This is a genomic window from Shewanella salipaludis, from assembly GCF_012911865.1.
Lineage (GTDB): Bacteria > Pseudomonadota > Gammaproteobacteria > Enterobacterales > Shewanellaceae > Shewanella > Shewanella salipaludis.
Genome location: NZ_JAAXYH010000001.1, coordinates 510559 through 530952, shown reverse-complemented (window position 1 = coordinate 530952; position 20394 = coordinate 510559). Strand labels below are relative to the sequence as shown.

The following is a 20394-nucleotide window of genomic DNA, read 5'->3' as shown; positions in this document are numbered from 1 at the left end:
GTAGACAAGCGAAAAAATGCCTGTTGGCTGAGCTAATTTGCCGCCGTCATGGTTAACGCCCGATGTCACTAAATTGTCATCTTTATCCGCTAGCGTTCGGTTCCGACATTCATGCAGGGACGTCTATCGCGATGCCTCTAAGGAGCCGTACGGCAGTGACACATCAGGATTATTCGGCCAAGCAACTGAAGTTGCTTGGGGTGTATGGCGTGAGTCTATTGATCATCTTTGTCGTGCCCCTCTTGCTATGGCAAGCAGCCCCGACGAAAGCACTGGCACAGGTGGATTGGCTTGACATTGCCACCGAAGGCGCCTTGTTCGTACTCGGCATGTGCTGGCTGATGGTCATACTATCGGCCCGTCCCCGGGGACGGGTGACCAATCTCCTGGTACTGGGGCTGGCCTGCTATTGCCTGGGTTGCTTCTTGGACTTGCTCGACGAGATGTTTGTGGTGAAAGCCGTGCCCATCTATAACTGGTTTGAAAAAATGCCGACGCCCATAGGCTTAGTCATCCTGACTTGCGGCCTGTGGCTGTGGCGCGACGAGCAGGAGGTCGTCAATCGCCAGCTCAGGACCCGCGAGCAGTTCTATCGCCAGCATCATCTGACCGATGGTTTAACCTTGCTCAATGATGCCAAGACGTTTGAACTGCATCTGACCCGGCAACTGGCCAGTCATCGGCCGCTGGGATTGCTGATGCTCGACATAGATCATTTTCATCAAGTGAATCAGCGTCAGGGCATGGAGGAGGGGGATCGTCTGTTGTCCGAGGTGGCGCAGTGGCTGAGCAGTCAGTTGCGAAGCCAAGATCTTGTGTGCCGCTACGCGGGAGATAGCTTCGTGATCTTGCTCAACGGTGCCATAGCGCCGCTGGTGAGCACCATGGCGGAGCAGTTGCGACAAGGGATCCGCACTCTGGGGTGCCACGCCTCCGTCGCTTGGGTGTTGCCACCGCCAAGGGAGATCGCGACCGAGTATCCGTTGAAGACGGAAGCGCTGGGGCTGCTGCTTAGCTTGAATGAAAAAATGTCACAACAAAAAACCATGCGCGGCAGGGGCTGTCTGCAGGAAGGTTCGCAGCAAGAGCGGCTATAGATGAAAAGATTAGCAACCTGGCAAGATAAGTGTGTCGACAGTCAGTTGCTGGTGGTGAGCCTGGTCGGCCTGTTTAAACAACGGGGGTTCGATTGCCACAAGCTGCTGCGGGGAACGGGCATTTTTAGCCCGGATATTCGCAAGCCGGGACACTTTGTCAGCCCCAAACAACTGCTGAGGCTGGTGGATAATGCACTGTCCATGTGGACGAGCGGTGATTTAAGCTTCTTGCTGGGGCAGATGTGGCTGCCTTCACAGAGTGGTGCCCTGACAACAGGGCTTTTTTACGCCAGGGATCTCAATGCCCTCGGCCTCTTCTGGTATAAATATCATTGGCTGACCCAACCCTGGCTGCAATGCTGGCGCTGGCAAGGTGACAGCGAAACGCATTTTTTGCTCAGCCTGGATCTGGGGTGTCATCAGCGGCAGCAGTTTTTCATCGAGCTAAGCCTGTCGTCCCTCGTCGCCAGTTGTAAACAATTGATGGGCCAGAGCTGGCAAGGTCGCCTGAGTTTCCCCTACGGCGCACCGGCAAATTTGGCCCAGTATTATAAATATTTCGGCACTGAAATCAGTTTCGATGCGCCCTTATGTCGTGTGTCTATGGCCAAAACCTTCATGCAGCAGCCACTGCTGGCTGCATTTCGGGAACCAGGGCTGTTGCAGTCCCCCCGCTATGCTTTGCTGGCGAGCGATGCGAGACGCGGGTTGGCAAGCGGTATACGTATCCATCTCATGCGCGACAATCTGAGTCTGCCGCAGATGGCGGCTAAGCTGGAGATGAGCCCCGCGACCCTGAAGCGCCGCCTCGGGGAAATGCAGCTGAGTTTCGGCCAGCTCGCCGACGAAACACGTTTAATCAGAGCCTTATATTATCTCGCCACAGAGCGGCAGGATGCACATAGCATTGCCAGTGCCTTATCCTTTAGCGATGCGAGCAATTTCCGGCGCTCATTCAAACGCTGGACAGGGCAGTTACCCGCCTATTTCCATCATTGGCTGGCTTAGCCAAGGACATGCTGCATTTAATCCGAGGCGTTTCGGCGGTTTACCGTTATCATGCCTTCGGCCCCTCATGTTTAGCCTATGGGGCACGCCAATCCGGTACTATAGCCACACACTGCTCATACAATACCCATACAATAAGCTCGGCCAAGCGGCTGAATTTGGAATGTCCATGATAGAAATGCAACAGAACAACCCATTACATGGCCTGAAACTCGAGCTGCTGCTCTCAGAGTTGGTCGATTTCTATGGCTGGAAGATTTTATATGCGGCGCTGAAGCTGGAATGCTTCAACACTAACCCGACGCTCGAGAGCAGCCTCAAGTTCCTGAAGAAGACGGAGTGGGCGCGGGAGAAGCTGGAGAACTTCTACCTCTATCGTTTCAAGCGCATGCCCAAGGCCAGTGCCGCCCAGTATGAGCTGAAACCCAGGGAGCGCGGCTTCGCTGCCGGCATAGTCCCCCGCAATCCCATGGTGTTGACCCTGGAGTCCATCGCCCAGATGCAGGCCAAGGCCAGTGCCGACTATGAAGCGCTTTCCGGCTTCAATAAGTCAGGCGCCAATAAGTCAAACAGGGGTGACTCTGGATTCAACAAGCGCGGCGGTCATCAGGCAGCGGCTCATTCCAGGGCTCCCGGCAGCCGTCCCGGAACCGAGGGGCGCAAGCCTTCGACCGACCCCCTGGATCCCTGGGGAACCAAGGGCGGCGCTTGATCTCAGCTCATTAACTCGAAATGTGAATATAAATGCACTAAATTGCATGGAGGTTAGAAAATTCCCCGGGGTGATAATGTCAATTGTGCATATTTTGAGAATAAAAATTCAATTTGTGAGGCAGGAACCTGTGGCGGGGTCCTGTGGTGGGATGAGGCGGCTAAACCTATGCTGCTGATACTTAAGATGTTTTACTTGAGTTGTAATAACTTAAGCCGTATGACCTAAGTCAGTTGAGCCGCAATAACACGAACTAGAGCGAATAGCCGCCATCTATGCTGATGTGGGCGTTGCGCAGGCCAATGGCGGCATCCGATACCAGGTAGTCGATGGCAGGCACTATGTCTTCGACCCGCAGTATCCGCCCGAGGGGAGTCGCGGCCAAGCCGTCGGCCAGGGCATGGATTTCCTCTGTTGTCATGCCCGCCTTGGCCTGGATCTCAGTTGCCGTAACACCCGGACGTATGCTGTTGATGCGGATCCCCGCGGGAGCCAGTTCCTGATTCAGCACCCTGGCGGCGGCTTCGAACGCTGCCTTGCTGGCACTGTAGACACTGGTGCCGGCGAAGGCCTTCTCGACGGCCAGGCTGGAGATGAAGATCACGCTGGCGGGAGATGCCAGTTGTCCCAACAGGGCCTGCAGGGTGAAGAAGGGCCCCTTGAGATTGACATCCATGGTGGCATCGAACTGGGACTCGGTGCAGGCCGCGAACTCGCCCGGATGAAACACCCCGGCGTTCAACACCAGGGCATCGAGCAAGATCCGCTCCTTGGCCAGTGTCTGTTGCAACTGCCGGATCTGCGCCATGTTGCCGCTGTCACACAGCACCCCGGTCGCCCTGTAGTCCAGCGTCTTCAGCGCCTCGTCCAACCTCTGGCTGTCGCGCCCTGTGATGATGACCCTGTGTCCTTGTCGGCAGAAATGACTGGCCGCCGCCAGGCCTATGCCGGCAGTCCCCCCCGTGATTAAAATCGTTTTGCTTTCCATCATTTATCCTTTGTGTTTTCCGAGTGAAACCCAGCATAATGAAAATCATTGTTTCCCATAAGATGGGAATGGATAAACACTTTGTTTCTCAAATGCGAATTTAGCCATGATACAACTGCATCAACACCTGCCACATCTCTATGTCTTTCGCCTGGTCGCTTCCCTGGGCAGTTTTCAGGCCGCCGCCACTGAGCTGGCATTACCCCGTTCCTCGGTCAGCAAGAAGGTGATGCAGCTGGAGCAATACATGGAGCAGCGGCTGTTGCAGCGCAGCACCCGCCAGCTCAGACTGACGGAGGCCGGCCTGTCCCTGCTGGAGGCGACCCAGGGGCTGACGGCACTCTTGGACAACACAGAGCAGTTACGGCTGCAACAACAACATAAACCCATAGGCAGGGTGAAGATCAGCAGCTCGACCTTACTGGGGCAGCGCTTCCTGCTGCCGCGGGTGGCGGAGTTGCGCCGCCGGTATCCTGAGGTGACTATCGACCTGAGCCTGGATGACAGTGTGGTGGATCTGATTGCCACCGGGGTAGATCTGGCACTCAGGGTCGGGCACCTGCCGGACTCATCGCTCATCGCCCGGCGCGTCGGCCAGAAGTCCTGGGCCTGGGTGGCGAGCCCTGGCTATCTGCAGCAACATGGCACCCCGGCAACCCCGGATGACCTCAAACAGCATCAGTGTATCGTCTTCAAGAATCGGGATGTCGCCTTGAATCATTGGTCATTTGCCGATGAGCATGGCCGGATAGAGACCCAGGTGGTGGAGGAGGCGATCGCCGTGGATGATGGCCGCACCCTGGTCGAATTGGCCTGTATGGATCAGGGGATAGTGATGCTCGACCTTCTGTTGGTGCAGAGGGAGTTGGCACTGGGGCTGTTGCAGCCGATCCTCGGCAACTGGCAACATCCAGAGACGTCGCCGATACACCTGCTCTGTTTGGGCAAAGCCGCCCGCAGCAAGGCGGTCGACTGCGTCTGGCAGGCATTGGTGCCCTGGCTGCAAGCGGATCTGGCGGCCGCGGCCCAGGGTGAAAGCCCGCACTGATGCCATTGGCTGCAGCCCGGGTGCTAATCTCGGCTTTAGATCTATTCCCCTGATTTGGCAATGAATATCTCAGGCCGAGTGGCTAAATAAGCGTTCTTGGTACAGAATTAATCTCATCTTATCCTTGCTTCTCTGGGTATCAATGAGTCTTCTCTCGGGTCATAAGCGTGCCCTCACATGGAGTGTACTGACGCTGTTGCTTGGACTGGGGGCGAGTGCCCTGGTGGCCTCGATGGTGCAAGAAAATAACCTGAGAGTGACCCAAGCGGCGCTGCAGGCGCTGTCGGAGCGAGTGGCCGACAGGCTTAGCCAACGCCTCTCCTCATACCCCTATGGCCTGCGCGCGGTGCGAAGCTCAGTGCTAGCCGCTGGTACCGACGGCATTGACCCGGCAAGATTCCACCGCGACAGTTTGGCTTGGGAGTTTGCGAACGGGTTTCCCGGGGCCGCTGGCTTTGGCTTCATTCGCCGGGTCGGCCCGGAGGCGGAAGCCGGTTTTCTTGCCAGGATGCGAGCTGCTGCCTGGCCCGGATCTGGGCCAGGATCCGGGCCAGAGTTTGCCTTGCACCAGTTGAGCCCCCATCAAGCCGAGCGTTACCTCATCGAATATGTCGAGCCGCTGGCGCGCAATAGGGCCGCCCTGGGGCTGGATATCGCATCCCATGCCGCGAGCCGAGCGGCGGCCAAGGCGGCATTGGCCTCAGGCGAAGTACGTTTGTCGGCCGCCATCCCCGCCGCGCTGGCACCCGCCTTTGGCGGGCCGCAGCACTCCTTCCTGCTCCTGATGCCGGTTTATGCCGGCGGCATTACGCCTGAAACGGCGGCGGCGCGCGAGCTTGCCGGCCTGGGATGGAGCTATGCCCGGCTGCCGGCGGATGAGATGTTGGCCGAACTGGCGCCGGCAAACACCCGCCTGGTCCTGACAGATGTGACTGATGTCACTGATGTAACTGCAGTAGCGGCTGTGACAGATACGGCCACAGTCGATGCGCCGCAGCCCTTCTTCGCAAGCCATGCCGACACTGGCAATGAGGCGTCCGCCCATGAAGTCTCCGTCCATGAAGTGACTCTGGCGCGCAACCTCTTCGGCCGCCAATGGCGGCTGAGCTTGACCCCGACCCCCGAAGCCATGGCCGCCTTGCCCTTGCCCAGTGTCGCCGTTATCTGGCTCTCTGGCCTCTTGCTCAGCGCCTTGTCGGCGGCCTGGGTCTGGTGGGCTATCGGCAACAGGCAACACAGACACCCGCTGTGCGGACCGGCGCAGCTTGAGGAGAGCAAACAGGGCGCGTTGCTCGGCCATGTGTTGAATGCGGGATCGGAAGTTTCCATCATAGCCACGGACGTCGACGGCATGATCACCCTCTTCAATCGGGGTGCGGAGAAGCTGCTTGGCTATCGGGCCGATGAGATGGTCGGTAAATCGACCCCGGCGCCGCTGCATCTGGCAGAAGAAATACAGGCCCGCGCCCTGCAACTGACCGAGGAATACGCCGAGCCTGTCGAAGGTTTCGAGGTGTTTGTCTACAAGGCGAGAACCGAAGGCCCGGAGACCCGCGCCTGGACCTATGTGCGCAAGGATGGCTCCCAGTGCCAGGTGTCGCTGTCGGTGACCGCCATGCGGGATGAGCGCAATAGCCTGCTGGGTTATCTGGGCATTGGCGTCAATATCGATGTGTTGTTGCAGCAGCAAGCGGCGCTCGAGTCGGCGAGTCAACAACTGCGCAAGGCGGCCGAGGTGGCCGAGTTGGGGATCTGGACCTGGACCCTGGCCGACAACAGGGTGGAATGGAATGAGCGCATGTTTGCCATGTACGAGCAACCCTTGAGCCTGCGGGAGCAGGGCCTGGATTACGAACACTGGCGAATGCGGGTGCATCCGGATGATATCGCCGCGACCGAGGCCAAACTCATTGCGGCTGTCGAGGGCCGGGGCGTCTATGATCCCGTGTTTCGCATCGTCACCCCCGGCGGCGTGATACGTCATATTCAGGCGGGGGCTCAGGTCGAGCGCGATAAACAGGGCAAGACCCTCAAGGTCATGGGGATCAACCTGGACATCACGGAACAGTGCCATCTGGAGGAGAGTTTACGTTACGCCAAGTGTCAGGCCGATGAGGCGAGTGCGGCCAAGTCGGCGTTCCTGGCCAACATGAGCCACGAGATCCGCACGCCCATGAATGCCGTGTTGGGCATGTTGCAACTCATTCAACACACACAGATGACGGAGCAGCAGCAGGATTATGTGGCCAAGTCCCAGACCGCAGCCAAGTCCTTGTTGCGTTTGCTCAACGATGTCCTCGATTTTTCTAAGATAGACGCAGGCAAGCTGGAGCTGGACTCCCAGCCCTGTGCCATCGAAAACATCATGCGCGATCTGGCGGTGATCTTGTCCGGTAACCAAAGCAATCCCGGGAGCGTCGAGGTGATCTTCGATTTGGATGCCTCGATCCCCGCCTATTTGAAGGCGGACCAATTGCGGCTGCAGCAGGTGCTGATCAACCTCGCCAGCAATGCCATCAAATTCACTCAGCGGGGACATGTCATCGTCAGCATCCAATGCCTGAGCCGGGATGCGGCGCAGGCGAGTCTGCGGATGGCGGTGACCGATACCGGCATAGGGATAGCCGCAGCGGAACAGGAGAAGATTTTCTCGGGTTTCGTCCAGGCCGAGTCATCCACCTCGAGACGCTATGGCGGTACCGGCCTGGGGCTGGCGATCACCAAACGGCTGGTGGAACTGATGGGCGGCGAGTTGCACCTTTGCAGCCAAGTTGGCAGCGGCAGTTGTTTCTGGTTCGACATCAATCTGCCCATAATAGCCAATGACACAGGAGTGCAGCCGATTAGCCTGAGTGGCCAGAGGATACTTGTGGTTGACGATAATGCGACCATGCAAGAGATACTGCATAAGAATCTGCTGCGTCTGGGTTGTGAGGTCGAGTCGGCCACCAACGGCCGGCAAGCCATAGCCAGAGTGGAAGCCGCAGCGGTCCAGGGCAAGGCCTTCGATCTTGTGTTGATGGATTGGCATATGCCGGATCTCAATGGTTTGGAAACGGCCGACATCATTAGTAACAGCCTCAACAGCGGTGAGCCCCCCGTGATAGTGATGCTGACGGCCTATGGGCATGAAGCCCTCAGCGAGTCCCACAGCTTCGAGTCTTGTCCTTTTGTCCATTTCCTCACCAAACCTGTTACCTCGCAATTGTTGGCCGAATCGATACGGGACGTCATCTGTGGCACCTTGCTCAATACTCGGGGGCGGGCGCCAAGACCCGATATCCCACGTCAGCTCATGGGACTGGAGATCCTGGTCGTCGAAGACAACCAGCTGAACCGTCAGGTCATTTACGAGTTATTGACCCATGCCGGCGCGCATGTCGTCCTGGCCTGTGGCGGGGGGGAAGGGGTGGCGAAAGTGCTGGAGGCGGAGATGAGCTTCGACTTGGTGATCATGGATGTGCAGATGCCGGATCTTGATGGCCTGGAGGCGACGCGGCGAATTCGCGCCGACGGCCGATTCGCCGCTTTACCCATACTCGCCATGACGGCCAATGTGTCGGCGAGCGATCATGAACTCTGCATCCAAGCGGGCATGAACGCCCACGTGGGCAAACCCATAGACATGGCGTTGCTGCTGCCAGCCATTCTCACCCTGACCAACAGGCCCCATAGGGCTGCCAACCCGGGGCGAGCGGCTGTCCCGAGATCGCTTGGGGCCGACACAGGGACCGCCGGGGGGGCGCTGATGGAGCCCCTTGAGACCATTCTCGACCGCTTCGCCGGCGATGCGGCCTTATTCAACGACATAATACCCAATTTCGAGCCGGAAATGGTCACTCAGCTGGGGCTGTTCAGACACGCAATCGCGACCGGCGACTATTCGGCTGCCGCCGCCGTCAGCCATGCCATCAAGGGGGTCGCCAGTAATTTCGGTGCCAGCAGGCTCACGGCCCACGCCGCCTGTCTGGAAGAAGCATTACAGCAGCCCAGTGTCGAGCCTGCAGAGCTGGCACTCAGGGAAAGCGAGCTTGCCGCCCTGATAGACAAGAGTGTGCAGGCCCTGGTGGCCCTGTCGACCTCGGTTGCCCACACAGTCGCCGCATCCAACCGCCCGGACTCACAGCAAGTGATGCAGGAAGTGATAGAGGAAATAACGCAGGAAGCGATGCCGGGAGCGGCAGCCAATGAGCTGGGGGCCTTGGTGGAATTGTTGGCGCTGCAGAATCTGGAGGCACTGGCGCTGGTGAATAGGTTGGAGACCCGATTGGCCTACCATAGGCTATGGCCGGAACTGAAAGCCCAGGTCGACGGCTTCAACTTCTCCGGGGCCTTGGAAACCGCCCAGTTCATGTTAAAGGAGATGCTCTGATGGAAGTAGCCGCCACCATGACTCAGGCCAATGATGCGAAGGGCAAGATACTGATAGTCGACGATCAACTGATCAATATCAAGATACTGCATCGGCTGCTGCATACGGATTATGAGCTGTTTATGGCCAACAGCGGTGAACAAGCCATCGCCCTGTGCCGGGAAGTCCGCCCCGATTTGCTGTTGCTGGATATCGAAATGCCCGACATGAACGGCTATGAGGTGTGCCTGCAACTCAAGAGTGATCCCGCCACCGCCGGCATAGTGGTGGTGTTCGTGACGGCCCATCTGGATGAAGCCATGGAGGTACGGGGATTCCAGATGGGTGCGGTCGATTTTATCCATAAGCCGGTCAACCCTGTGATCACCAGGGCCAGGGTCAGGAATCAGTTGATGCTCAAACGCCAATCCGATCAGCTGCGTGCCATCGCCCTGACCGATGGCCTGACAGGGATCCCCAATCGGCGCAAATTTGATCTCGACTACCCGGATTACTGGGGACAGAGCCGCAGAGAGCTGCAGCCCATCTCACTGCTGCTCCTGGATATAGATTATTTCAAACGCTACAACGACACTTACGGGCATCAGGCGGGGGATGAGTGCTTGCGACGGGTCGCCCAGACTATTGGTGTCGGCGCTAATCGCCCCCATGATCTGGTGGCGCGTTATGGGGGGGAAGAATTTATCTGTGTCTTGCCCAGGACAGATCTCCTTGGCGCCGAGCGGGTGGCGCAACACCTGGTGCAGGCGATACGCTCATTGGCCATCCCGCACCGGGACTCGGACGTGGCCGAACATGTCACCATCAGTGTCGGGGTGGCCAGCTGCATCCCCCAAGCCGATGCCGTACCCGAAACGCTGCTGGCATTGGCGGATGACGCCTTGTATCGGGCGAAGCACAAGGGTCGCAACCGTACCTCATCCATGGATGCGCCGCGGCAAAACCTGCTCTCATGTGACTGAGACTGAGCTTGTCTCAGGCACTGCCGCCTCAGGCGTACACTTTTACCTGTGACCGGGCATAGAGTGACATGGCGGCTTGTTGTTGGCATTCCAGCGCCTGGCGCCTCTGGTTGACCGCCCTGGCAAAGTCATCGAGCAAGCCAACAGTGTCTTGCCAATCTATGCAACCATCTGTGATAGATTGGCCGTAGACCAGTTGCCCTTCACCCTTGTGTGCTTGTTTGCCTGCCTTGAGAAAGCTTTCCAGCATAACGGCGGCGATATGGCGCTTGCCTTCGCCTATTTGCCGACACAAGGATTGTCCCACTATGAGCTGGTTCAGATGCTGCTTCTGACTGTTGCCGTGACTGCAGTCGACCATGATCTTTGCCGGCAAGGCACGGTTCAGCAAGGATTCATGGGCGGCATCGACATCCTTGGCGGCGTAATTGGGCTGCCTGCCACCGCGCAATATGATGTGGCAGTTGGGATTTCCCGCCGTTTTTACTGCCTGTAAACCGCCGGCCGCCTTGGGGGCATAGATCACATGGGAGGCCTGCACAGACTGGATGGCATCCATGGCGATTTGGATATTGCCATCCGTACTGTTTTTAAAGCCGATGGGACAGTGCAGGGCGGACGCCAGTTCACGATGGATCTGGGATTCGGTGGTACGTGCCCCTATGGCGCCCCAGCTGATGAGATCGGCAATGTAGAGGGCGTTGGCCGGGCAGAGAAACTCTGTGGCAGTGGCAAGCCCCATGGCATTGATATCCAACAGGAGTTGCCGGGCTTTAACCAGCCCAGCGGCGATATTGAAACCCTCGTCCAACCCGGGATCGTTGATGAATCCTTTCCAGCCGACCGTGGTTCTGGGTTTTTCGAAATAGGTGCGCATGACGAGCAGCAGTTCCTTGTCATAGCGCCGGGAAACCGCGGCCAATTGAGCCGCGTACTCCAGCGAGGCATGGGGATCGTGGATGGAGCAGGGACCCAGGATCACGAGCAAGCGATCATCCTTGGCGGACAATATGTCTGCTATTGCGCCTTGGGTCTCCTGTATGTGACCGGCTGTCGCAGCCGGACGAGGCAAATCGGCAACCAATTGATGGCAGTCGGGAATGTCCATATGCAAACTTGCATTTAAGGCGGAGGGTAACGCGGGCATGATGTCGTCCTTCACTGGGTTGGGTAACAGATAAAGCTCTCAAATGAGAATTATTATCATCATTGTAGATGTTCTGGATTGCAAAGGGATTTACATAGACTTTGCGTCCGGCTCAGCAGCGGCCGGGTCTAGCTGCGGCCGGGCGGCTTCCCGAGCGCTGGAGTTTCCAGGTTCGCCCCCGGCTTGGGTGTTTTCCCTGGCCGTCTGCCGCAATCGGCGCAGGGGCTTACTGCGCCAACAGACTGTGAGTGCCCCCAGGGTCGTCACAGTGCCCAGCAGCAGGGCACAGCTGGCCGGGCTCAGCAGTTTATTCAGGCTGCCGACCACCAGAGCGCCGAGCGAATCGCCGGCGACATTTTGCGCCGTCCACAGACTGTTGCTGCGTCCCAGTAAAGGGGTGGGGGTGTGGCCCTGGATCAGCGTGTATTGCAGCAAGGCACTGATGGCCCCAAAGTAGCCATAGAGGCCCAGTATGAGCAGCGCCGCCCATAACTGACTGGCGATACTCAGCAATCCCAGGGTCGCAAAGGCCAGCATGCTGCTCAAGATCATGGTCAGGCCGGGACGCTTCAGCTCGGACATTCTGCCGCTGGTGAAGGCGAACAGGCTTGCTCCCAGAGGGACGGCCGAAAACAGCAGGCCTAATTCGAAGGCGCCGCCACCGAATTGGCCGATGGCGAGTGCCGGAAACAAGACTCGCACGCCTTTGCTCACGGCATCCAACAGGCCGATGGCCGCCACGCCGCAGACTAGGTTGTTGCCATAGATAAACGTCAGGCCACCGACGAAGGAGGCTAACGGCGACTCGCCCGCCACCTTGGGAGCTTGCATCTTGGGCAAACGCCGCAAGGGGATCAGAGTGAGAAAAGTTCCTATGGCGGCGGCCGTATAGTTCCAGCTTATGTCTGCCATGGCGATGATCATGCCGCCAATCAGGGGGGATACTACCGTCCCTATGCGCACCGTCAGCATGCTCAGGGCGCCGGCCTTAGCCAGGTTTTCCCGGCCAACCAGCAGGGGAATGGCGGCCATGAGTGCCGTGATGCCTATGGCGCCGAAGAAGCCGCTCCACAGCGAGAGCAGATAGAGCGCCAACAGTGAAGGGCTGGCGAAGTAGCAGTTGATGGCCAAGGCACTGAAACCCAGGGCGCAGGCGATACGGCCGGTGAGGATCAGTTGCCGCCGTTCATATCGGTCGGCCAACACGCCCCCGAGCAATAAGCCAACCAGCATGCCGGCACCGTCCAGCGCCAGTATGATGCCTACGTGAAAGTTTGACCCTGTGAGCGAGTGCACTTGCAGGGGCACTGCCACTGTGAGCATTCCAAGTGCGAGAAGGGAAAACAGCCTGGCGATAAACACCATGCGAAAGTATGGGTTGCTTTTCAGCAGGCTGACATCGACGAAAATAGTGTGTTTTTTCATAATTTCTATAACTAGCGCCTTAATAAGACTCGTTGTAAGGAGTGCCTTTGCAGCAAGGCCTTGCGGTGCCGGGTTTGCCGCCGTGGAACCGCGGCAAACCCGAAACCTTCATCTGGACACGGAGCCATCTCAGTCTTGATCTGGCCGCTCCTGCTGCGCTTCCATGCCGAGGGTATCCACCTCGGCCAAGATGGCGTTGAGCAGGGGGCCGAGCCGAGTGAGGGAGCCGGCCGAGAGTATGTCGTCGTGGGCAAAGGGCAAGCCATGCTGGACCAACTTGCCGACATAGGGTGCCCAGGACTGCGCCACATCCCACCCCGGCGGCAGGGATTTTTCGGCGACAAACAGCTCGACCCGGCCCGAATAGGCCGTGGTGCTGGCCTGTGACAACAGCCTCACTGTATCGTCATAGTTACCTAAGATGTCGTTGAACATCTTGGTCTGCTCCTCACGACTGGAGGCATCGGCAAAGTCTCCTTCTGCGGCGTTGAGGAACTGATGCCTTTCGCGTTCCACTTCGGCCATGGCTTCCTCCTTGGTGGGGCGTTTCCATTCCTGCCCCTCCGGCGGATAGGTATCGAGCAGACCGACGAAGGCGACGGTTTCTCCCCTGGCCGTCAATGTGGCCGCCAGGGCCATGGCAATGGTGCCGCCGAAGGAGTAACCCAGGAAATGGTACGGCCCTTGGGGTTGCACCCGTTTGAGCAACTCCAGGTAATGTTGCACCGCCTGCGTCATGTCGGCACTGACCGCGACGGCGCCATCCGGCCGCGGCGATTGCAGCCCTATGATGGGCCAGCGGCCCTCAAGGTATTTTGGCAGCCCTGTGTATTGCCAGGAGAAGCCCGAACCTGGATTGATGCACACCAAGGGCAGTCCCCGGCCGCGGCGAACAGGCAGTATCTGCCCGAAGCCCGCCTTGTCGGGATCGGCCCTGAGCCCTTCATCGCCGAGGATCGCCGCCAGCTCGGCGACCGTCGGAGACACCATTATCTGTCCGACGGATACCTGGAGCTGCAGGCTGCGGCGCAGCTCGGTGGCCAGTTGCATCGCCAACAGTGAATGGCCTCCCAGGTTGAAGAAGCTATCCTCGGCATTGACTGTGTTGACCCCGAGCAGCTTGGCGAACGCCGCGGCGATCCGGGTTTCCATGCCGGGCTTGGGCGCACGCCCCATGCGGTTTGAGTGGTTCCTGGGATCCGGCAGGGCCTTCCTATCCAGCTTGCCGTTGGCGCTCAGTGGGAAAGCCGCCACCTGCATCAAGACAGTGGGCACCATATGGGCCGGCAGCAAGCGTGAGACCTGGGTGAGCAGGCTTGCCAGCTCCAGTTCGGTTGCCGCCTGTCCGTCTGTGCCGGATTCATCGGCTATGACATAGCCAACCAGTTGCCGCTGGTCGCCGGTTTTGGCACCGGCTTTGACATCGGCGCCGCCCAGCACTCTGGCATGTACGGCCGCCTGTTGGACCGAGGGCAATTGCAGCAAGGCTTGCTCTATTTCACCTATTTCTATGCGTTGCCCGCGAATTTTCAACTGATCGTCGCTGCGGCCCAGGTATTCCAGGTTGCCGCAGGGCAACCAGCGGACCATGTCGCCGGTACGATACATGCGTTCGCCCGCGCTGAAAGGACTGGCGACGAAACGCTCGGCGGTTAAGGCGGGGCGGTGCAGATACCCTATGGCCAGCTGGGCGCCGCATAAGTACAGCTCTCCCGATACGCCTATGCCGACTTCACGCAACTGATGATCCAGCACCCGCACTTGGGTATTCCACACGGGTTTGCCTATGGGCACTCCGGCACCCTGGCGTACGATATCCGGCGCCGCTGACGCCGGCAGAGCCGTGGCCGGGAAGTAGGTCACATCGACGGCTGCCTCCGTGGGACCGTAGAGGTTATGCAGGGGAGCCGGGTAATAACGGCGGTAATCTGCGGCCAGTTCGGCCGACAGCGCCTCGCCACTGCAAAATACCCGCCTCAATCCCGTCCCTAAGCCAGTTCTTGGTGCCTGCTCTTTGGCCAGCGTCTCGGTATGCAACAGGAACGCCGCCAGCATGGAAGGCACAAAGTGCAAGGTGGTGACCCGATACTCTTCCATGAGCTGCAGCAAGAGTGCCGGATCTTTATGGGCCTCGGGCGGCGCCATGACGAGACAAGCCCCCTGGAGCAGGGGCCAGAAAAACTCCCACACCGACACGTCGAAACTGGCGGGGGTCTTCTGCAATATGACATCGTCATGGGCCAGGGGGTAGGCGTGCTGCATCCAGGCTAAACGATTCACTATCGCGCCATGGGACACCAAGACCCCCTTGGGACGGCCCGTTGAACCTGAGGTATAGATGAGATAGGCGGGATCGCTCGCCTTAAGTGTGCCGATGGGCTCGGCCTCGAGCGGCGCTGCGGCCCCTCGTCCGGGAGTGGCTCCCTGGATATCCGCCAACAGGCTGTCTATCGGCAAGATCTGCACCTGGATCGGCGCCGATTCAGCGGCAATCCGGGAAAAACGCGCCGCCTGGGATTGGCAGGTCAAGATGAGCTTGGGTCTGGCATCCTGCAACATGAAATCCAGGCGCGAGTCCGGGTTGCCGATATCCAGCGGCAGGTAGGCTGCCCCCGCTTCAATGGTCGCCTGCAGCGCCAGGCTCAGGCTGATGCTGCGCGGCAAGGCGATGGCAATGATGTCGCCCGCATTCACGGCATTCGCCCTGAGCACCTCGGCAAGCAGACGCACCTGGCGGCGCATCTCGCTGTAACTCAAAGCCTTGTCTGTGTCGCGCAGGGCTATCTGCCCCGGTGTTTTCCTGGCCTGGAGCTGCAGCAAGTCCCTCAAGGTTGGCGTTTGCCCCTTATGGCTGGGCAAGGCGCTGAAGGTGTGGTTCACCCGGGACAGCAAGTCGCGCTCGTCCAGCGTCTGCAGCTGGAGTCGACATAGGGGCGTGGCAGGCGCGCGCACCAGCTGCTCGAGCAGGCCTACGAAGCGCCGGGCGAGACGCTCTGGCTCAGGCACCTCGGCCCTGTACTCGAACAAGATGCGTATCCTGTCGCCAGGCAGCACCAGGATGGTCAAGGGGTAGTGGGTAAAGCCCCGATTTTGCACATCATTCAGGCGTAGCCCGGCATAATCCGCTCCAAGCAAGGCCTGAGTGGCAGGATAATTCTCCACCACGAGCAAGGTATCGAACAGTGTCTCTGTGCCGGCCAGGCGCTGAATTTCGCCCAGGCCAAGAGCATCATGTTCCAGCAGCGCTATCTGTTGCTGCTGTATCTGACTCAGCTGCTCGAGCAGCGAGATGTCCGGGCGCAAGCCGATCCTGACGGGCAGGGTATTGCTGAACAGGCCTATATGCTGCTCCAGGCCGTCGATGTCACTGAAGCGTCCGGATACTGGGCTGCCGAACACCACATCGTCGCGGCCCGTCATGGAACCCAGCAGCAGGGCCCAAACCCCTTGCATCAGAGTATTGAGGGTGAGGCCCTGGCGACGGCATAAACGGCCAAGCCCCTCCGAGAGCGACGCCTCGAGCCGCAATTTGAGCTCTCTCACCTCAGGCTGTCCGGCCGGCACAACCGCGCCGGCCTGGTCAAACACCAGGGTCGGGGCGACGCCCCGGAGCGCTTCCTGCCAGGCATCGCGGGCCGGTTGCAAGTCGCGCGCGGCGAGGCGGCTGACCACCCGGGCGTAACTCACCTCGGGGGGCATGAGTGCGGCCCTGCCCGAGGCATAGGCCTTGAGCAGATCCTGCAAGAGTATGGGGGTCGACCAGCCATCGATGATCAGATGGTGGGCGGTCAATAACAGGCTGTAGTGTGCGTCGCCTAAGCGCACGAGATGGGCATGGGCCAGTATGGATGCGCGCTTGCCCCGAATCACATCGTCGAAGCTGCGGCGACTTTCGCTCATTTCCAACCTATACAGGGCCTCGGCCTTGGCGGCCGCATCCAGGGCGCGCAGGTCGCTTGCTTGCCAAGGCCAGCGGTAACTCTGGCCCGCCACGGTCGCAGTCGATGACGGGATCAGCTGCAGCTGCGAGTCCGAGGTTTGCGTATCGAAGATCACTGAGAGCTGAGGATAGGCATCGAGCAGGGCTTCGAGTGCGAGCCTGAGCCTGGCGATATCCAGCCGACCGCTGAGGTCCAGCTTAGTGGTAAAGCTGTAGCTGGTCTGACTCTCGAGTTGGGCGTGGAACAGCAATCCCTGTTGCAGCGGCAACAAGGGCAAGATTGCCTGTATTTGACCATGTCTGGCCCGGAGTGCCTGCCGGTCGGCTGCGCTTATGTTCATCTGTGTCCCGGCGCGGGGCGCATCGCCAGGGAGGGCTGCTGGCGGGAGTGAGTTGCCCTTCACCTCTGTCGGCGCCAGTGGCCGCAACACTGCCAGCATGCCTCTTGGGGTACGCTTGGCAAAAATGTCCCTGGGTTTGAGTTCGACGCCCTGGCGATTGAGCCTGATGCTGAGCTGCATGGCGCCAATGCTGTCACCACCCAGATTGAAGAAGTCATCGTCGAGACCGACCCGTTCCAGGCCCAGAGTCTCGGCCATCTGCCGGCAGATAAGCCATTCCTCTGCCGTGGTTGGCACGGCAGCGGCGGCTCGCGACGCTGGCATGGGCTCCGGCATAGGCGTCGGCAGCGCCTGCTTGTCTATCTTGCCACTCACGGTCAGCGGCAGATCCGCGAGCAGCGTCAGCCTGGATGGCAGCATATAGTCGGGTAAGCGCTCCGAGAGCTGTGCCATCAAGCTTTGCTGGACGAGTGTGGGGTCTTGGTCGTTGAAGGGCGGCTTCAGGGTGCAGTAGCCGAGCAGGCGCTGGCCTTGGGCATGGGGCTGCACAATCACCGCCACTTCCTTTACCGCCGCCAGGGCGCTCAAGGCCGCTTCGACCTCACCCAACTCGATACGAAAGCCGCGGATCTTGACCTGGTTGTCACTGCGGCCGATGAACTCCAGATGTCCCTGAGGATCCCAGCGCACCAGATCGCCGCTCAGATACATGCGCTGCCCGCTGACGAAAGGATTGGCGACGAAGCGACTGGCGCTGCCAGCCGGGCGATTCAAGTAACCTAAGCTCATGTTATCGCCTGCCAGGTACAGCTCGCCGGTCACGCCTATGGGGACGGTCTGCAACTCATGGTCGAGCACATAGGCACAGGTATTGGCCAGTGGACGCCCTATGGTGGGCATGGCATTCCCGGGGCTGACTCTGGCGCTGGTCGCATAGACGGTAAACTCGGTCGGGCCGTAGATGTTGTAGGCATGCAGCTGTGGATACTGTTGCAGGCTATGCCATAAGGCAGGCGAGACGGCTTCGCCACAGATATTGAGCAACAGCGGCTGCCAAGCGCGTTCCATCATGCCGGCCGCCATCAACTGGGTGGCCAAGGAGGGTGCCACCGCCAAGGTGTCGATTCTATGCCTGTCTATGGCTTCGAGCAGGGCGTAGACATCACGCTTTATGTCCTCATCGAACAGATACAAGGTATTGCCGAGCAACATCTGCAGCAAGGGGTCCCAGGAGGTATCGAAGGAGAATGAGCCCGTCAGTGCCACCCTCAGCTGCGCTGGTGCCGCCCCGGCGGCCAGGCCCTGTGCCATGCTGCGGGCCTCATGCGCCGCCAGTGCCGCAGTGTAATGCTCCTGCTGCAAGGCCATCATCAGATTCACCAGGGCACCATGGGGCACCTTGACGCCTTTGGGTTTGCCGGTCGAGCCCGAGGTGTAGAACACATAGGCAAGCTGGTGTTTCTCTATGGCACTACCGAATTCCTCCGGCGCTATGGGGGCCGCCGACAGGCCGGCGCACGCCCGGATTAAGTGCTGCTCATCGAGACTGACTCTCCTGAGATCCCCGGGTAACCTGGCGATCACTTGGCTGTGAGTCAGCACCAGGGCCGGCATGGCATCGTCACAGATCATTTTCAGGCGTTCATCCGGGTGGCTCAAATCCAGCGGCAGGTAGGCGGCCCCCGTCTGTAAGATGGCAAAGATGGCGATGACAGACTCGGCGCTGCGCGGCAGTGCGGTCGCCACCAGCTTGCCGTCGGTGACACCGAGTGCCAGCAAGAAACGACTGAGCCTGTTGATACGCTCAGACAATGCCTGGAAGCTGAACCTCTGTTCCTGAAACACCAACGCCGGGCATTGGGCCCTTGCTGCGACTTGCCGGCTTAGCAGCGTCAATACGCTTGCCGGATCCCCAGAGCTGTCTCGCCTGGGGCCCTGTTGCCAAGCCTGGAGTTGCGCCAGCTCATCGGGACTCAGCACACTGAGCCTGGCCAGGGTCAGTTGTGGATCTTGCTGTAACTGGGCACAAATATGCTGTAAACGCGCGCAGTGCAAGGCCAATTCCGCTTGTTGGTAGCGGTCGGCATTGGCGGCCAGCTCCAGCCTCAATTCATCGGCGTTCAGATAGAGGCCAAACTCCATGTCCTCTATAGGCCCTGTGGCCAACTGATGGCTAGTGCCGGTATGAGTGTCGAAGTTAAGCCGATAGTCGAACAACTTGCAGTTGATGCTCGGGCCATAGAGGGCCCTTTGACTGCCAACAATGCCGAGATCCCTTTTGATCTGTTCCGCCTCATAGCCTTGGTGTTTCCTGAGTTTACGGATCTCCCAGGTGAGGGCCCGAACCACATCGGCCAGACGCATGCCGCTCTCCAGGGTTATTTGCAAGGGCAGGACATTCACGACACAGCCGCTCGAGGATAAGGCCACCGAGCCCATGCGGCGCATGAAGGGAAAACCGCAGGATATCTGGGTCTGACCGGTCATTTTTCCGAGATAGAGCAAGACGATAGCGATCGCCGTATCCGCCTTGGACACTCGGGGATCCTCAAGTCCGGCAACCAAGGCGCCCAGCGAGGGGATGAGCGCCTCTTGCCGCAGTACTCTGCCGCTTTGAAGCTTTGCCGGGCCACTCATTCTCGACAGGCTGATGGGCTGCACCAGGTTTGCCGCGTAATTCAGCCAGAATTGCTTATCGCTTTGATACTTATCGGAGCCGGCATAGGCCTGGTATTCCTCGACCACGGCGGCGTAGGGGGTCAATGCCGCCGCGGCTAGGGCGCGCCCTTGTTTCAGCGCCGTGTAGTGCTGCGCTATGCGTTGGGTCAGGGCGCTAAAGCTGAACCCGTCGACCATCAGGTGATGGTACCTCTGGTACCAAAACCAGCGGGGCCCGCCATGGGCCGAGGGCAATTTGATCAGCAGGTGGCGGTACAGTTGGCGACTGTCGGCGGCATTGCCGGCCTCGGCCAAGTCCTGTGCCATCAGCCCATGGGCCTGTGCCTCGGCTTCGGCCTCATTGGAGAGATCGATCAGGCTTGGCAATCCTATGTCCCCCGCGGCAGGCAAGGGCGGGATGAGCTGCAGCGGCCGCTCGCTGCCCAATCTGTATTGGCTGTGGACAGTATCTGCCTCGCTCAGCCCGATTTGTATCGCCCGCTGCAGCAAGTCTATGTCTATGCTGCCCTCGATCACTACATATTGGGCGACTGAGAAGAGGTTTTGAACCGGGGAAATTTGCTCCGCCAGCCAAATGCCCAGCTGTGGGCCGACCAGGGGCAGTTCGAGCATGGGTTGACGGGCGAGTGCCGGAGACGTTTGTTGCACAATATTCATCCTTTAGAGAGTTGCAGC

Annotated in this window: 10 protein-coding genes; 6 read left to right on the top strand and 4 right to left on the bottom strand. The window is 59.4% G+C overall.

Annotated elements, in window-relative coordinates; all coding sequences use genetic code 11:
* Positions 1–155: 155 nt before the first annotated feature.
* From HC757_RS02315 to HC757_RS02305, 3 genes are all read left to right on the top strand, one after another.
* Positions 156–1097 (top strand): GGDEF domain-containing protein, encoded by a 942-nt coding sequence (locus HC757_RS02315; protein ID WP_342343028.1) that lies wholly within the window; start codon positions 156–158, stop codon positions 1095–1097.
* On the top strand, positions 1098–2105 hold the full coding sequence (locus HC757_RS02310) for a helix-turn-helix transcriptional regulator (protein WP_169562676.1): 1008 nt from the start codon (positions 1098–1100) through the stop codon (positions 2103–2105).
* Positions 2106–2274: 169 nt separating this feature from the next.
* Complete coding sequence (locus tag HC757_RS02305) at positions 2275–2817, top strand: VF530 family DNA-binding protein (protein ID WP_169562675.1); 543 nt, start codon at positions 2275–2277, stop codon at positions 2815–2817.
* Between the two features lie 253 nt (positions 2818–3070).
* Here HC757_RS02305 and HC757_RS02300 read toward each other — a convergent pair whose 3' ends face one another.
* Complete coding sequence (locus HC757_RS02300) at positions 3071–3805, bottom strand: SDR family oxidoreductase (protein WP_169562674.1); 735 nt, start codon at positions 3803–3805, stop codon at positions 3071–3073.
* A 106-nt stretch (positions 3806–3911) separates the two neighbouring features.
* On the opposite strand from HC757_RS02300, the gene HC757_RS02295 reads away from it, so the two are divergent.
* The 3 genes from HC757_RS02295 (at position 3912) to HC757_RS02285 (ending at position 10187) form a co-directional block, all read left to right on the top strand.
* Positions 3912–4853: a LysR family transcriptional regulator gene (locus HC757_RS02295; RefSeq protein ID WP_211164229.1), complete on the top strand. Its 942-nt coding sequence runs from the start codon at positions 3912–3914 to the stop codon at positions 4851–4853.
* Positions 4854–4995: 142 nt separating this feature from the next.
* A complete protein-coding gene (locus HC757_RS02290) occupies positions 4996–9225 on the top strand; it encodes a response regulator (RefSeq protein WP_169562673.1) in 4230 nt (1409 codons plus the stop codon).
* A complete protein-coding gene (locus HC757_RS02285) occupies positions 9225–10187 on the top strand; it encodes a diguanylate cyclase (RefSeq protein WP_169562672.1) in 963 nt (320 codons plus the stop codon). The genes HC757_RS02290 and HC757_RS02285 overlap by 1 nt, the downstream gene beginning before the upstream one ends.
* A gap of 28 nt (positions 10188–10215) precedes the next feature.
* Here the strand turns inward: HC757_RS02285 and HC757_RS02280 are convergent, their stop codons facing one another.
* The 3 genes from HC757_RS02280 to HC757_RS02270 form a co-directional block, all read right to left on the bottom strand.
* Complete coding sequence (locus tag HC757_RS02280) at positions 10216–11334, bottom strand: 3-deoxy-7-phosphoheptulonate synthase (RefSeq protein WP_211164228.1); 1119 nt, start codon at positions 11332–11334, stop codon at positions 10216–10218.
* 90 nt (positions 11335–11424) lie between these two features.
* Complete coding sequence (entS, locus tag HC757_RS02275; RefSeq protein WP_169562671.1) at positions 11425–12759, bottom strand: enterobactin transporter EntS; 1335 nt, start codon at positions 12757–12759, stop codon at positions 11425–11427.
* A 129-nt stretch (positions 12760–12888) separates the two neighbouring features.
* Entirely contained in the window at positions 12889–20367 is a 7479-nt protein-coding gene (locus HC757_RS02270) for a non-ribosomal peptide synthetase (RefSeq protein ID WP_211164227.1), read from the bottom strand.
* Positions 20368–20394 lie beyond the last annotated feature (27 nt).